The organism is Pantoea ananatis PA13 (assembly GCF_000233595.1).
GTDB lineage: Bacteria > Pseudomonadota > Gammaproteobacteria > Enterobacterales > Enterobacteriaceae > Pantoea > Pantoea ananatis.
Genome location: NC_017554.1, coordinates 2716224 through 2729504, shown reverse-complemented (window position 1 = coordinate 2729504; position 13281 = coordinate 2716224). Strand labels below are relative to the sequence as shown.

At 47.8% G+C, this 13281-nt stretch carries 12 protein-coding genes and 2 pseudogenes; 9 read left to right on the top strand and 5 right to left on the bottom strand.

Translation table 11 applies throughout. The features are described from left to right. Positions 1-263: 263 nt before the first annotated feature. Both PAGR_RS12850 and PAGR_RS12845 read left to right on the top strand, forming a co-directional pair. Positions 264-1247, top strand: a complete 984-nt coding sequence (locus tag PAGR_RS12850) for a DUF1852 domain-containing protein (protein ID WP_013025497.1) — start codon at positions 264-266, stop codon at positions 1245-1247. A 25-nt stretch (positions 1248-1272) separates the two neighbouring features. Beyond that, on the top strand, positions 1273-2304 hold the full coding sequence (locus PAGR_RS12845; protein WP_013025498.1) for a methionine synthase: 1032 nt from the start codon (positions 1273-1275) through the stop codon (positions 2302-2304). Positions 2305-2531: 227 nt separating this feature from the next. On the opposite strand, the gene PAGR_RS12840 is transcribed toward PAGR_RS12845, so the two are convergent. The 3 genes from PAGR_RS12840 to PAGR_RS12830 all read right to left on the bottom strand — a co-directional run bounded on the left by PAGR_RS12840 (position 2532) and on the right by PAGR_RS12830 (position 4152). Continuing rightward, the gene (locus tag PAGR_RS12840; protein WP_014606034.1) at positions 2532-2741 is read right to left on the bottom strand and encodes a DUF6434 domain-containing protein; all 210 of its coding nucleotides are present in this window, start codon (positions 2739-2741) and stop codon (positions 2532-2534) included. 304 nt (positions 2742-3045) lie between these two features. Then, positions 3046-3528 carry a glutathione peroxidase gene (locus PAGR_RS12835; RefSeq protein ID WP_028715045.1) on the bottom strand — a complete coding sequence of 161 codons (483 nt, stop codon included), beginning with the start codon at positions 3526-3528 and terminating at the stop codon, positions 3046-3048. Positions 3529-3729: 201 nt separating this feature from the next. Then, positions 3730-4152, bottom strand: a complete 423-nt coding sequence (locus tag PAGR_RS12830) for a MarR family winged helix-turn-helix transcriptional regulator (RefSeq protein ID WP_014606032.1) — start codon at positions 4150-4152, stop codon at positions 3730-3732. Positions 4153-4347: 195 nt separating this feature from the next. Between PAGR_RS12830 and PAGR_RS12825 the strand changes: the two genes are divergently transcribed. The 3 genes from PAGR_RS12825 to PAGR_RS23195 are packed head-to-tail and all read left to right on the top strand — an operon-like array spanning position 4348 to position 6608. Continuing rightward, positions 4348-4944, top strand: coding sequence for a non-oxidative hydroxyarylic acid decarboxylases subunit B (locus tag PAGR_RS12825; protein WP_014606031.1), 597 nt, complete (start codon positions 4348-4350; stop codon positions 4942-4944). After that, on the top strand, positions 4944-6371 hold the full coding sequence (locus tag PAGR_RS12820) for a non-oxidative hydroxyarylic acid decarboxylases subunit C (RefSeq protein WP_014606030.1): 1428 nt from the start codon (positions 4944-4946) through the stop codon (positions 6369-6371). The genes PAGR_RS12825 and PAGR_RS12820 overlap by 1 nt, the downstream gene beginning before the upstream one ends. 9 nt (positions 6372-6380) lie before the next feature. Further along, positions 6381-6608, top strand: a complete 228-nt coding sequence (locus PAGR_RS23195) for a non-oxidative hydroxyarylic acid decarboxylases subunit D (RefSeq protein WP_013025504.1) — start codon at positions 6381-6383, stop codon at positions 6606-6608. A gap of 200 nt (positions 6609-6808) precedes the next feature. Here the strand turns inward: PAGR_RS23195 and PAGR_RS12815 are convergent, their stop codons facing one another. Together PAGR_RS12815 and PAGR_RS24145 are read right to left on the bottom strand one after the other, a co-directional pair. After that, the gene (locus tag PAGR_RS12815) at positions 6809-7987 is read right to left on the bottom strand and encodes an MFS transporter (protein WP_014606029.1); all 1179 of its coding nucleotides are present in this window, start codon (positions 7985-7987) and stop codon (positions 6809-6811) included. A gap of 90 nt (positions 7988-8077) precedes the next feature. Further along, positions 8078-8260 (bottom strand): annotated as a pseudogene (locus tag PAGR_RS24145) (hypothetical protein); the annotation flags it as partial. A gap of 728 nt (positions 8261-8988) precedes the next feature. Here PAGR_RS24145 and PAGR_RS12805 point away from each other — a divergent pair. The 4 genes and pseudogenes from PAGR_RS12805 to PAGR_RS12790 all read left to right on the top strand — a co-directional run bounded on the left by PAGR_RS12805 (position 8989) and on the right by PAGR_RS12790 (position 13200). Then, positions 8989-9424 (top strand): annotated as a pseudogene (locus PAGR_RS12805) (hypothetical protein). 195 nt (positions 9425-9619) lie between these two features. Next, positions 9620-11065 (top strand): sugar porter family MFS transporter, encoded by a 1446-nt coding sequence (locus PAGR_RS12800; RefSeq protein WP_013025508.1) that lies wholly within the window; start codon positions 9620-9622, stop codon positions 11063-11065. Between the two features lie 18 nt (positions 11066-11083). Next, entirely contained in the window at positions 11084-12007 is a 924-nt protein-coding gene (locus tag PAGR_RS12795) for a sugar phosphate isomerase/epimerase family protein (RefSeq protein ID WP_014606028.1), read from the top strand. A gap of 14 nt (positions 12008-12021) precedes the next feature. After that, positions 12022-13200, top strand: coding sequence for a Gfo/Idh/MocA family protein (locus tag PAGR_RS12790; RefSeq protein ID WP_014606027.1), 1179 nt, complete (start codon positions 12022-12024; stop codon positions 13198-13200). Positions 13201-13281: the final 81 nt, after the last annotated feature.

Genomic DNA, 13281 nt, shown 5'->3' with positions numbered 1-13281 from the left:
GCAGGCCTTTTTTTACTCTGCACGTTGCGCTCCCCATGCCCACCAGCCACTGTGTGGGCATGGGGTTCGTACAGCAACGGAAGGACCACCATGAAGAAGGCTCATGTTAATGTGAAATTAAGTCGCTTTCACTCATGTTACGACTCTGGCATAAAATATGCTTATTGATTGCAGGCGCGTTAAAAACTGTGAAGCAGACGAGACAAGCAGACCGGTCTGGCAAATAACGCAGTTTTTACATCAGAATTCAGGATCCAGACACGATGAATAACAATTTCACCTTTACGATTAAGAGCAGTGTTTTTGATGAGAATTACAATCCGTCAGAAAACACGCGCATCACGACCAACTTCGCTAACCTGGCCCGTGGCAAGAACCGCCAGGAAAACCTGCGTAACGCCCTGGTGATGATGGATAATCGTTTTAATTCCCTGGCGCACTGGGATAACCCGAAAGGGGACCGTTATTCTGTCGAGCTTGAGATCATTTCCGTAGAGATGAATATCAATGTGGAAAATAATCGCGATGCTTTCCCGGTTATCGAAATATTGAAAACCAGTATCGTCGATAAAAAAACCGACGAACGTATTGAAGGCATTGTGGGGAACAACTTCTCTTCTTACGTGCGTGACTATGACTTCAGCGTCTTGCTGTCAGAGCACAACAAAAATAATCCGGTGTTTACTATCCCGGAAAACTTTGGCGAGCTGCATGGCAATATCTTCAAATGCTTCCTGCAATCAGAGGCTTACAAGGCGAATTTTAGCAAGTCACCGGTGATCTGCCTGAGTGTTTCAAGCAAAAACACCTATGTCCGCACCGGCAACCGTCACCCGGTACTGGGCATTGAGTACCAGCAGGATGAATACTCGCTGACCGATAAATACTTCAGCAAGATGGGATTACATGCGCGCTATTTTATGCCTGAAAACAGCGTTGCGCCCCTGGCGTTCTATTTTACGGGTGATTTGCTGCGTGATTACACTAATCTCGAACTCATCAGCACCATCAGTACGATGGAAACGTTCCAGAAGATTTATCGCCCTGAGATCTATAATGCAAACTCGCCGGCTGGTATTGAATATCAACCGAGCCTGAGCCATCGGGATTATTCTTTAACGCAAATTGTTTACGACCGAGAAGAGCGTAGCCATCTGGCTATTGAACAAGGGAAGTTTACCGAGAAGAACTTCATCAAACCCTACAAAAATGTTCTTGAGCAATGGTCTGCTAATTACGTTCTTTGATTAACTCAGTATAAGGTTACCTGTTATGAAAACTTTGTTACCGACTTCCACGGCGGGAAGCCTGCCAAAACCGTCCTGGCTTGCGCAACCTGAAACACTGTGGTCGCCCTGGAAACTGGAAAATGAAGAATTAATCGATGGCAAGAAAGACGCACTGCGTTTGATTCTGGACGATCAGGATCGCGCCGGTATTGATATCGTCAGCGATGGTGAGCAAACGCGCCAACACTTTGTGACCACCTTTATTGAACACCTCAGCGGTGTGGATTTTGAAAAACGCGAGATCGTTAAAATCCGTAATCGTTATGATGCCAGCGTGCCGAGTGTGGTGGGTGAAGTGGCCCGTCAGAAGCCGGTCTTCGTTGAAGATGCCAAATTTTTACGTCAGCTAACGAATAAACAGATCAAATGGGCGCTGCCGGGTCCCATGACCATGATCGATACGCTGTATGACAACCATTACAAGAGCCGCGAAAAACTGGCCTGGGAATTTGCCAAAATTCTTAACCAGGAAGCGAAGGAACTTGAGGCGGCGGGTGTCGATATTATCCAGTTTGACGAACCGGCATTTAACGTGTTTTTCGATGAGGTGAATGACTGGGGCATTGCCGCCCTGGAACGCGCCGTTGAAGGGCTCAAGTGCGAGACCGCTGTGCACATTTGCTACGGTTACGGCATCAAAGCCAACACCGACTGGAAAAAGACGCTCGGAACTGAATGGCGTCAGTATGAAGAAGTCTTCCCTAAACTGCAGAAGTCGAACATCGATATCATCTCGCTGGAATGCCAAAACTCTCGCGTGCCGATGGATCTTATCGAACTGATTCGCGGTAAAAAAGTGATGGTCGGGGCCATTGATGTGGCAACCAACGCGATCGAAACCCCTGAAGAAGTGGCCGATACGCTGCGTAAAGCCCTTCAGTTTGTGGATGCCGATAAGCTTTATCCCTCTACCAACTGTGGCATGACGCCGTTATCCCGTCAGGTTGCCCGGGGCAAGCTGAGTGCCCTCAGCGCCGGTGCAGAAATCATCCGTAAAGAACTGCTGTCGAAATAACGGCCTCAGACATTCGGTGAATGACCTGTGTATGAGCAAAGGCCCGATCGGCGATCGGGCCTTTTTTGTCACCCTGTCAGGCTTGGCTCTGTAAAGCCGCAATAAAATAACCGCCGCGTACGCCTGCTGGCCGTTATTTTCATGCGTCGGCACAAGATGCGGACGTAAACGGTGCCGGCACAGATGCCCGAAAGCAAAAAGGAGAGGGGATGAACAGATTGTGAGTGTCAGCCAGCCTTTCTGCGCTTCCACTCATCCACCACCTCTCCCAGATTTTTGGGAATGTCATTGCGTATCCAGGCCATAAACTCCCGATCGAACCGGAAACGCTCTCCGCACTGTGCAACCATAAAGCGGCGCACATTTTGCGTATTTTTATAGTTTTTATCCACGATCGTCATGCGCGTCAGTTCTGCGCTGTGCCAGTCAATGTTCATCCGCTTGCCTCAAGTAACACGTGGTAAAGGCGAAAATCGTCGCGCCTGGCCGATTACGCTTCAGTGCTGGATAGTGGCATTAAAAATGAATGGATACCGGTATTGCGCGCTGAGGACAGGATATAGCAACATCCCTGCCATCCCTGCCCAAGAGAAGGGCGTGCTTTTTATTAAGCGACCGGCTCTTTGCGTAATGAGCAACGTTATAGCGTTAAAAGACGTTGCGAGCGATCAGTAAAGGGTAATCCAGTCTGGATAGCATCAGTTTGTAGAAAATGGCCAAGGATAAATTTGACCTCCCTGGTTAGCTTTCAAGTGCCGCCAGGAGGGTGGCTTCCATTTTTTCCGGCGTAGCGATGGGTGCAAAACGCTTGAGTGGTTTGCCGTCGCGTCCGATCAAAAACTTAGTGAAGTTCCATTTAATCCGCTCACCCAGCACACCGGGTAACTCCGCTTTCAGGTAACGAAATAGCGGATGCGTTCCGGGGCCGTTAACCTCTACTTTTTCGAACATGGGGAAGCTCACACCGTAGTGAATGTGACAGGTCTGCGCGATGTCGTCGGCACTGCCCGGTTCCTGCTTACCGAACTGGTTGCAAGGGAAACCCAGCACCACCAGCCCCTGCGCAGCGTACTTTTTGTAGAGTGCTTCAAGACCTGCATATTGTGGAGTGAATCCACAATGGCTGGCGGTATTTACCACCAGAACCAGCTTGCCAGCATAGTCGGCCATCGAGATGTGTTGACCATTCAGGCTGGTGGCGTTGAGTTGATGAAAAGTGGTCATGCTGAAATCCTTAAAGTGCGTGTTAGTCAGGGCAAAGATGAGCACTCAGACGGTTTCTTGCTTCGCCCCGTCAACCAGCGCTGTTTTCTCTGTCATTTCAGTGACCCGCCGACCTTTGATTTATTCAGCGTTGCGCGAGTCATGCCCGATCAAGACACAACCCTGCCATTAAATCTGTTTCTGAAGAATAACGGGATGCTTTCAGGAAGCCTGTTTTTTTAACATGATTTTAAGAAGGCTTATGATTTCCTTTTGCTCATGGTCTTCTAACCTGTTCAGAAAATGTGAATCAACGCTTTCAGCAATCGGTGATGCAGTGTTAAGCATCTCTTCGCCCTGATCGGTAAGCGTAACAAATCTACGACGTTTGTCTTTTTTTCCTGCTTCACGTTGTATCAGACCTTTATGTTCCATGCGAACCAGCAATTCTGCCAGCGTAGCCTTCGAACTTAACGCCGCCTCTGTTAATTCCAGTTGTTCGATTCCCGGTTTAGCATGAACGGCTGAAAGAACAGCATACTGCTGCTTTGTCAGAAAGGGCATCGCTTCCTGCCACAGGGCGGTATGTTCCTGTAGAAGTTGCCTCGTCAAATGGAAGAAAAGGTTGCTCAAGTCATTGTTCATATTAACTTTTCTCTGGCTCCGTCATCCTCGTGTTTAGTTAATGTTAAATCATTATCCCACCGTTAAACATTCTTTATCACCAGATACAAAAGGTCACACTGAAAATAGTAACCATGGAAATCAATTGACTTTATGGGTTTGAGTAGATTACCGTTAATTTCATTCGTACACGAACGTTATTTGCAAGGAAGTCAGATGAGAATTGTAATCGGTATGACGGGAGCAACAGGTGCCCCTTTAGGGGTGGCTCTGCTCAGCATTTTGCAGGAAATCAAAGAGGTTGAAACTCATCTGATTTTGAGCAAGTGGGCTAAAACCACAATTGAACTCGAAACGCCTTTTTCATCGCGTGAGGTGATGAGCATGGCTGATGTTGTGTATGGCCCGTCCGACCAGGCCGCTACTCTCTCGTCAGGTTCTTTTCACACCGATGGGATGGTCATTATTCCTTGCAGTATGAAAACCTTAGCGGGAATTCGCATGGGATACGCGGAAGGCCTTATTGGACGGGCTGCTGATGTCGTCATTAAAGAAGGCAGAAAACTTGTGCTGGTCCCCAGAGAGACGCCTCTCAGCACCATTCACCTGGAAAATATGCTAGCCCTTTCCCGTCTTGGCGTATCCATGGTTCCGCCCATGCCCGCTTTTTATAACCACCCCGCAGTAATTGATGATGTGATCGATCATGTCGTTTCTCGTGTTCTCGACCAGTTTGGGATTGCCTCGCCAAAGGCAAATCGCTGGAAAGGCCTGAACAATTCTAAGAAATCCCTGAGTATGGAGAGTAAATAATGGCTTTTGATGACCTACGTAGCTTCCTTAAGGCTCTGGACGAGCAGGGGCAGCTTCTTGAGATTGATGAAGAGGTTTTACCCGAACCTGATATTGCCGCGGCCGCTAATGCTACAGGCCGAATTGGTGAAGGCGCACCGGCAATCTCATTCAACAAAATAAAGGGGTTCAATCATGCTCATGTTGTGATGAACACTATTGGTTCCTGGCAAAACCATGCAATTTCACTGGGCCTCCCAATGAATACCCCAGTGAAACAGCAGATAGATGAATTCATTCGTCGCTGGGACACTTTTCCTGTGGCACCAGAGCGGCGCGACAATGCGCCCTGGTCAGAAAATACCGTTGATGGTGAAGAGATCAATCTCTTCGACATCCTTCCCCTGTTCCGCCTGAACGACGGCGACGGCGGTTTCTATCTTGATAAGGCCTGCGTAGTATCACGTGACCCGCTTGATCCAGAACATTTCGGTAAGCAAAACGTCGGCATTTACCGGATGGAGGTGAAAGGTAAACGTAAACTCGGGCTACAGCCCGTGCCGATGCATGACATTGCACTTCATCTCCATAAGGCCGAAGAACGCGGCGACGATCTGCCAGTGGCGATTACGCTGGGCAATGACCCCATTATTACATTGATGGGCGCCACGCCGCTGAAATACGACCAGTCAGAATATGAGATGGCAGGTGCGCTGCGTGAAAGCCCGTACCCCATCGCCTCCGCGCCTCTGACCGGCTTTGATGTGCCGTGGGGATCGGAAGTCATTCTTGAAGGCGTGATAGAAGGGCGCAAACGTGAGATTGAAGGACCGTTTGGCGAATTCACCGGCCATTATTCCGGCGGTCGCAATATGACCGTTGTACGGATTGATAAGGTCTCCTACCGCACTAAGCCAATATTCGAGTCATTGTATCTGGGAATGCCCTGGACCGAAATTGATTATCTGATGGGCCCGGCAACCTGTGTCCCTTTGTATCAACAGCTGAAAGCGGATTTCCCTGAGGTGCAGGCTGTAAATGCAATGTATACACACGGATTACTGGCCATTATTTCTACAAAGAAACGTTATGGTGGATTTGCCCGTGCTGTAGGCGTACGGGCGATGACAACCCCGCATGGTCTGGGCTACGTCAAGATGGTGATCATGGTCGATGAGGATGTCGATCCCTTTAACCTGCCTCAGGTGATGTGGGCGCTGTCTTCAAAGGTCAATCCGCAAGGCGATCTCGTTCAACTGCCAAACATGTCCGTACTGGAACTGGACCCGGGTTCCAGCCCTGCGGGAATCACGGATAAACTTGTGATCGATGCGACGACTCCCGTGGCACCGGATACCCGCGGCCACTACAGTCAGCCGGTAAAAGACCTGCCAGAAACTTCAATCTGGGTTGAGAAGTTAACGTCCCTGTTATCAAATCGCGGTTAAGGAGAAAGTATGATTTGTCCACGTTGTGCTGATGAACACATTGAAATCATGGCAACATCCCCAGTTGAGGGGATATGGACGGTGCATCAGTGTCAGCATTGCCTGTACACATGGCGCAATACAGAGCCAGCCCGAAGAACAGAGCGGGAACATTATCCTGAAGCCTTCCGGATGACTCAACGTGATATTGATAATGCGCCGGAAGTCCCGTCTGTCCCTCCTCTGTTAGCTAAGTAACTTACTTTCTGGCGGGTCCAGGCCAGGCCCGCTATGCATGATTTGCCACGTTAAAAATTCACATTGTTAACGTCCTGCCTTGAGATGCCAAGTATCAAACCTAATCTGCCTTTTCTGGCGTTACAGGTTAAACATGCCCCGATCTCCTGGATTTTGCTTACTGAACAGCAGGTTTGTCATGAGAAAAATTTTCATGCTTCTCATTCATTCTTGATGAAAAGGGCTACAAAAATGACGCCCGCAATGCTACATCCACCCGCCAACAGGAAGACCATCGGATAACCGGCTGCAACCGCGATGAAACCTGCAAGGGGGCCACTAAGCCCATAGGCGATGTCCTGAAAAGCGGCATAGCCACCTAATGCCGTTCCTCTTGTTTGCGGAGGAGAATGACGCAAGGCGATAACACCTAGCGAGGGAAAGATTAAAGAGCATCCGGCACCGGTCATGCCTGCTCCAATCAAAGCGAGCATTTGTGTGGATGCTGTACCCAATGTCAGCAACCCCAGGCTTTCAGTTAAAAGCGAAAAAATTGCGACAGTTTTGCCGCCAAACCGGTCCGGGAAATGACTAAAAATGAGGCGTACAGCGATAAACATCGCGCCAAACGCTGTTAATGCCAGTCCCACGTTCGCCCAGTGCTGCTGGTTAAAATGAAGGGAGACAAACGTACCGAGAACAGCAAAACCAATGCCCTGAAGTGCAAGAGCCAGCCCTGGACGCCAGATTTTGCCGACAACGGACCACAGAGGCAGGCGAACGCCATGTGAGGGGATGACAGCGGGAACGGCAGCATTCAGCGTAAAGGCAATAACAGGCAGCATGACGGTACAAAGGCCAATTGCCCAAAATCCATAATAGTGAAAGAGATAAAGGCCAAAAGGCGCGCCTGCTGCCAGAGCACCATATGTGGCTATCCCGTTCCATGACATGACTCGGCCCCCTTTTTTGTCGCCACTCAAACCCAGCCCCCATGCCAGGTTCCCTGTCAGGATCTGGCTTTCACTGATGCCCAACAGTATCCGGGCGGCAAAAAGGAAGAATAACGTCAGGAAAGGAAAGTGAGCGACCCTGTCCGCCACAAGCAGCATAAGGCCGGAAAGTGTGCTAACCGCCAACCCCATATGCATCACTTGCTTTGCGCCACGTTCATCTGCATTACGTCCCGCGATCCCGCGCGTCAGCAGCGTTGCGACAAACTGGCATCCCATGACTAATCCAACCAGGGTGTCGCTGTAACCAAGAATATTATGGACATAGAGAGGAACGACCGTCAGGGAGAGCCCAATGGTCATGTAGGCAAAAAACATGGCGAAACTGATACGTAACACGTGCAAGGTTGACTGGCGATCGTTGAATACAGCCGTAGATAAACGCATTGGCATTCACCAGAAAAATGATTTTTTACTGAATGGCCCTGAATGTAGATCAGGGTCAAATACAGGCTTACGCGTGAGTCGCAGGGCGATCGCCAGCATGCCTGAGCGCAGCCCTTGAATCGCTGTGCCATAAGCGGCGTTGCCTGAAGAGCCACCTGAAGCGTTAGAGAATGTACTTATGTCTTCCAGACAAGCGCCAGTTAGCTGTCCGTCGGGCTCTACAGCGATACGGCCAGGGTAAATGACATCTGATTTTTTTGGTCTCCTGACCATAACGGGATACCTTCGACTGTGTATAAAAGAGGGATAAACCACGATGTTCAACATGAATGTTAGAGATTTAAAATTCCATTTTCAAATTAAATGGATTTAAAATTTTACTGCTGCATGTAATTGAAATCACTCATTACCCGTCTGCAATTGCCTTTTTGTTGGTTTATATTCATTATAAATCATGCGTATGTAATTTTTTTGATTGAAAAATAAATATTTCATGTAAAGAGCATTTACGGCTTAAATGTTCCTTTTTGAGATCGTCTTCCCAAAAATGAAAGATGAATTTTAAATGTGTTGATGTTTCGATTGTTTGTTTCATAATCCCATTAACCCATTACCTGCATGCCATTCCTTACCTGCGTTCGCTGGTGAACAACCTTGAAACTGGCAGGCGGATCGAATGGAAACCATCAGATTGACTATGGCCCAGGCATGCGTTCGGTTCATTGATAATCAATACATTGAAGTAGATGGCAACGCGAAGACATTCGTTAAAGGCATTTTCGCTATTTTTGGGCAGGGATATGTGTTGGGTTCAGGTCGGGCGCCTGGAGGAGAGCGAGGGGGCATCGCTGTCTGTCAGTCACGAAAAGAGAGGGGAGGGCATGTCGTTGGTGCCCAAGCCGGGTATCGCAAAAGAGAGCATTCGCGCTATTGCCGATATGCTGGCGAAAAGAAATGGCCAGGCCTGTCACTACTGATTTATTCAGAAGGAGAAAGGGATAATGAAAGTCGCTTTTGATGTTGACGTCATTAAGCATTTATCAATAACCGGCATGATTCGTCAGGTTTCTGAGTGGGGTTATAAATATATTGAACAATTCCCGCATCCGCGTATCAACCCGTTCTGTAAACATCCCCGAGCTTCCAGAGCGTTGATGAGTGAGTATAAACGTGCACTGAATCAGTACGTGATGGAACTCTCTTCCTTCATCGTTAATCCGCCAGATGTTAATGCCACAATTCACCAGCATAGGGGCATTGGCGAAGGCGAAGTGGGTTTTTCGCGTATTACGTGAAATGAATTTTGCAAATCGAAAATTCGAAGTCGGTGATGAATCCATTATTACCGCATCACTATTATGATATCCGGAAAAAATGAACTCACAGGCCGTCGAAACGCGCAGGATTATCGAAAGAGAACTTTTAGGTCAATCATAAAGATGATATCAGCGCCGGAGGGATTTTTTGTGTGCGGCGTATCCATGCCTGATTTTCTGGAGGCTACATATTAAGAATGACAGTTTAACATTGTTTGTCTTTTACGTTTCTATTTCATTATCTACGCAAATTCAAAACAGTCATTATATGACTTCACTCAGTCAAACTGTGTGAATTAAACGCAAAGGTAACCGTATGAGTACGAAAGAGAAGAAATATAATCTCGCCTATGTTATGGCGATCTGCACCGTGGCAGCATTGGGTGGCCTGTTACAAGGGTATGATACTTCCGTTATTTCAGGTGTTATTGAGCCTCTCAACAGACATTTTAGTTTAACGCCATCGCAGACCGGTTGGGCGGTATCAAGTATCGTTATCGGCTGCGTATTAGGCGCATGGCTCGCCGGTAAACTTGCCGATAATTATGGCAGAAAAAAAGCCCTGACTATCACAGTATTCTTTATGCTGGTTTCTGTCGCGGGTATGGCATTAGCCACCGACTTCACGATGTTTATTATCTTCCGTATTCTGGGCGGATTCGGCATTGGACTGGCATCGGTTGTGTCACCTATTTATATGACGGAAGTTGCACCAAGGGATTATCGTGGCCGCGTTGTCGCAATGAATATGGTCTTTTTCGTTGGTGGACAGGTTTTGGTGCTGATCGTCAATTATTTGATCGCCAAAGGAGCAGATGAAATCTGGCTGGTGACGGTTGGCTGGCGTTATATGCTTGGATTTGGTGTTATTCCTTGCTTCCTGTATTTAATGTTTATGGCTTTTATTCCGGAGTCTCCTCGCTGGAATATAATGAAAAATCGTGATGCCGAAGCGATGAAAACCTTGACTCGCATCTCCAACCCTACGCATGCTTCGAATTTATTTAATGAAATCAAAGCATCTTTTAATACTGATTCAGTAACGACATCTGTAAAAAATGTACCTTCGATTAAGGGGTTAACACGTAACGCGAAGATGTTCATCATCATTGCGTCAATGATTGCCGTATTCAACCAGTTCACCGGCATCAACGTTATTCAGTACTTTGGGCCAACCTTGTTGATGAATGTCACAAGCAGCATGGAAGAAGCCATGTTTATGGTCACCTGGCTAGCGGCGTTGCAGTTCCTGGGCGTGCTTGTCGGTATTGTCTTCGTTGATCGTGTCGGGCGCCGTATTTTACTGCTGATTGGCTCTTTCGGCACCTTCATCTGTCTCGCGCTTACCTTCCTGACTTTCTATTTTGGTATTAAAGGCTATGCCTCAATCATCGGCCTGTTAGGCTTCATGTTCATCTTTGGCTTAACATGGTCGCAAATCGCCTGGACCGTGGTGGGCGAAATTCTGCCTAACCGCCTTCGCGCAATGGGCATGGGGATCGCTTATGCCTCAATGTGGGTATCCAACTTTATCATTAGCCAGGTTTTCCCGATTATCAATGATAATCCATGGCTGCGTGAAAAATTCCACGGTGGATTCCCGCTGCTGCTGTTCTCAGTATCCTGCCTGATATCCTGGTGGTTCGTAAAACGCTACATTCCGGAAACAAAAGGTGTGGCACTCGAGAAAGTCGAAGAACTCATGAATGCCCTTATCAATAAAAATTCTGTATCCGTCACGACCAGTGATATAAAACATTAATATAGTAAGGACGTAATTATGACTATTCATATTGCTAATGCACCTTGCAGTTGGGGAGTTGATGATCCTAAAAATCCGTTTCTGCCGCCCTGGCAAAAAGTTCTCAGTGAGGCAAATCAGGCGGGTTATAAAAGTATTGAACTCGGACCGTGGACATATTTACCAACGGATCCGGTCAAACTGACGGAATCCTTAAATAAGGCCTCGCTTTCAATCGTGGCGGGTACAATTTTTGATGATTTAGTCAGTGACAGTAATTTTGATAACATGATTGAGTTGACGCATAATCTGTGTCGAAATCTTTCTAAAATACCCACTGCGGTCAAAGATCACAGCTCTAATTATCCCGCGCCATATTTGGTGATTATTGATTTTGGTAATGAAGAACGCGCTCGTTATGCCGGACATTCAGATAAAGCACCTCGCCTGAGTGCTGATGACTGGCAGCGCATGGTCTCACATATTAAAGAAATAAGTTCTCTGGCCTGGAGTGAATACGGTGTTCGTCCGGTAATTCATCCGCATGCGGGGGGATGTATTGAGTTCTCAGATGAAATTATCAAAATTGCTGAGGATATACCGCATTCAGTTGCTGGGTTATGTCTGGATACAGGGCACCTTTATTATTCTGGCATGGACCCTGTAAGCTGGCTTGAGAGTTATTTCGATCGCCTTGATTATATTCATTTCAAAGATGTGAACGAAAGTGTCCATAAAGATGTACTCAAGCGTGGACTGGATTTCTTTGCCGCATGCGCAGAAGGCGTAATGTGCCCCATTGGCAAAGGGGCAATTGATTATCCCGCAATTAAGAAACTCCTTAACGACTTGAATTATCAAGGCTGGATCACGATTGAGCAGGAACGCGATCCACGCCAGGCTGATGGCAGTCTACACGATGTGATCGAAAGTCTTAAGTGGCTAAAATCAGTCGGCTTCTAACCGGAGATAACATTATGATTAACGGACTAAAACCGCTTAACAGATCTGTTCGTTGGGGAATGGTTGGGGGAGGTGGCACAAGCCAGATTGGTTATATTCATCGTTCTGCAGCCTTAAGAGACAACGCATTCACTTTACTGGCAGGCGTATTAGATATTGATGCTGAACGAGGTAAAGCCTTTGGTGTTCAACTCGGTATTGCAGAAGATCGATGCTATCCCGATTATGCAACCCTGTTCCGGGAAGAGGCGAGTCGTGAAGATGGCATTGAAGCTGTCTCAATTGCCACCCCAAACAATACACACTTTGCTATATGCAAAGCTGCACTGGAAGCCGGTTTGCATGTGATTTGCGAAAAGCCGCTCTGTTTTACCGGCGAGGAAGCAAGCATTCTTGCGGCGTTATGCAGAACCCATAAAAAAATCATCGGTGTCACATATGGATATGCAGGGCATCAATTAATTTTGCAGGCGCGGCAGATGATCGAGGAAGGGCTGCTCGGTGATATCCGTATCATTAACATGTCCTTCGCACACGGTTTTCATGCAGAAGCAGTAGAACTGGACAATCCTTCCACCCGATGGCGCGTGAACCCTAAATATGTCGGGCCAGGTTATGTTCTGGGCGATCTGGCTACCCATCCGCTGTTTCTGGCTGAAACAATGCTGCCTCAATTGAGCATCACACGGTTGCTGTGCTCGCGGCAGAGCTTTGTCAAATCCCGCGCACCGCTGGAAGATAACGCCTATGTGCTGATGGAATATGACAACGGTGCGGTGGGTTCTATGTGGTGCTCAGCGGTGAACTGCGGTTCTATGCATGGTCAGAAAATTCGTGTTGTGGGTTCGAAGGCAAGCTTGGAGTGGTGGGATGAGCAACCTAACCAGCTTCGCTATGAAATCCAGGGGGAGCCTGTTCGGATCCTTGAACGCGGAATGCCTTATCTCAGTTCGCAGGCTCTGGCTGACGATCGCATCGGGGGTGGACACCCGGAAGGATTGTTTGAAGCATGGTCTAATCTTTATCGCCGCTTTGCGATTGCAATGGATGCAACCGATCGTGGCGACGCGAAATTCCTGGAATCATTCTGGTATCCCGATGTGCACGCCGGTCAGATCGGTGTGAACTGGGTAGAGCACTGCGTCAAATCTGCTGATGCGGGCGGTGAATGGATTGATTTCAATATTAAGTAATCATTAACGTACCTGGCCACTGCTGCAAGTGGCCAGGTAATGGGTGAGGGCTTAAAACCACCAGTATTCTTACCCTCTCAT

Excerpts from the sequence above, each read along its gene's own strand:
- PAGR_RS12830 (WP_014606032.1), bottom strand. The coding sequence starts at position 4,152 with ATGAACAATGACTTGAGCAACCTTTTCTTCCATTTGACGAGGCAACTT.
- PAGR_RS12815 (WP_014606029.1), bottom strand. The coding sequence starts at position 7,987 with ATGCGTTTATCTACGGCTGTATTCAACGATCGCCAGTCAACCTTGCAC.
- PAGR_RS12790 (WP_014606027.1), top strand. The coding sequence starts at position 12,022 with ATGATTAACGGACTAAAACCGCTTAACAGATCTGTTCGTTGGGGAATG.
- PAGR_RS12845 (WP_013025498.1), top strand. The coding sequence starts at position 1,273 with ATGAAAACTTTGTTACCGACTTCCACGGCGGGAAGCCTGCCAAAACCG.
- PAGR_RS12820 (WP_014606030.1), top strand. The coding sequence starts at position 4,944 with ATGGCTTTTGATGACCTACGTAGCTTCCTTAAGGCTCTGGACGAGCAG.
- PAGR_RS12850 (WP_013025497.1), top strand. The coding sequence starts at position 264 with ATGAATAACAATTTCACCTTTACGATTAAGAGCAGTGTTTTTGATGAG.
- PAGR_RS23195 (WP_013025504.1), top strand. The coding sequence starts at position 6,381 with ATGATTTGTCCACGTTGTGCTGATGAACACATTGAAATCATGGCAACA.
- PAGR_RS12825 (WP_014606031.1), top strand. The coding sequence starts at position 4,348 with ATGAGAATTGTAATCGGTATGACGGGAGCAACAGGTGCCCCTTTAGGG.
- PAGR_RS12795 (WP_014606028.1), top strand. The coding sequence starts at position 11,084 with ATGACTATTCATATTGCTAATGCACCTTGCAGTTGGGGAGTTGATGAT.
- PAGR_RS12835 (WP_028715045.1), bottom strand. The coding sequence starts at position 3,528 with ATGACCACTTTTCATCAACTCAACGCCACCAGCCTGAATGGTCAACAC.
- PAGR_RS12840 (WP_014606034.1), bottom strand. The coding sequence starts at position 2,741 with ATGAACATTGACTGGCACAGCGCAGAACTGACGCGCATGACGATCGTG.
- PAGR_RS12800 (WP_013025508.1), top strand. The coding sequence starts at position 9,620 with ATGAGTACGAAAGAGAAGAAATATAATCTCGCCTATGTTATGGCGATC.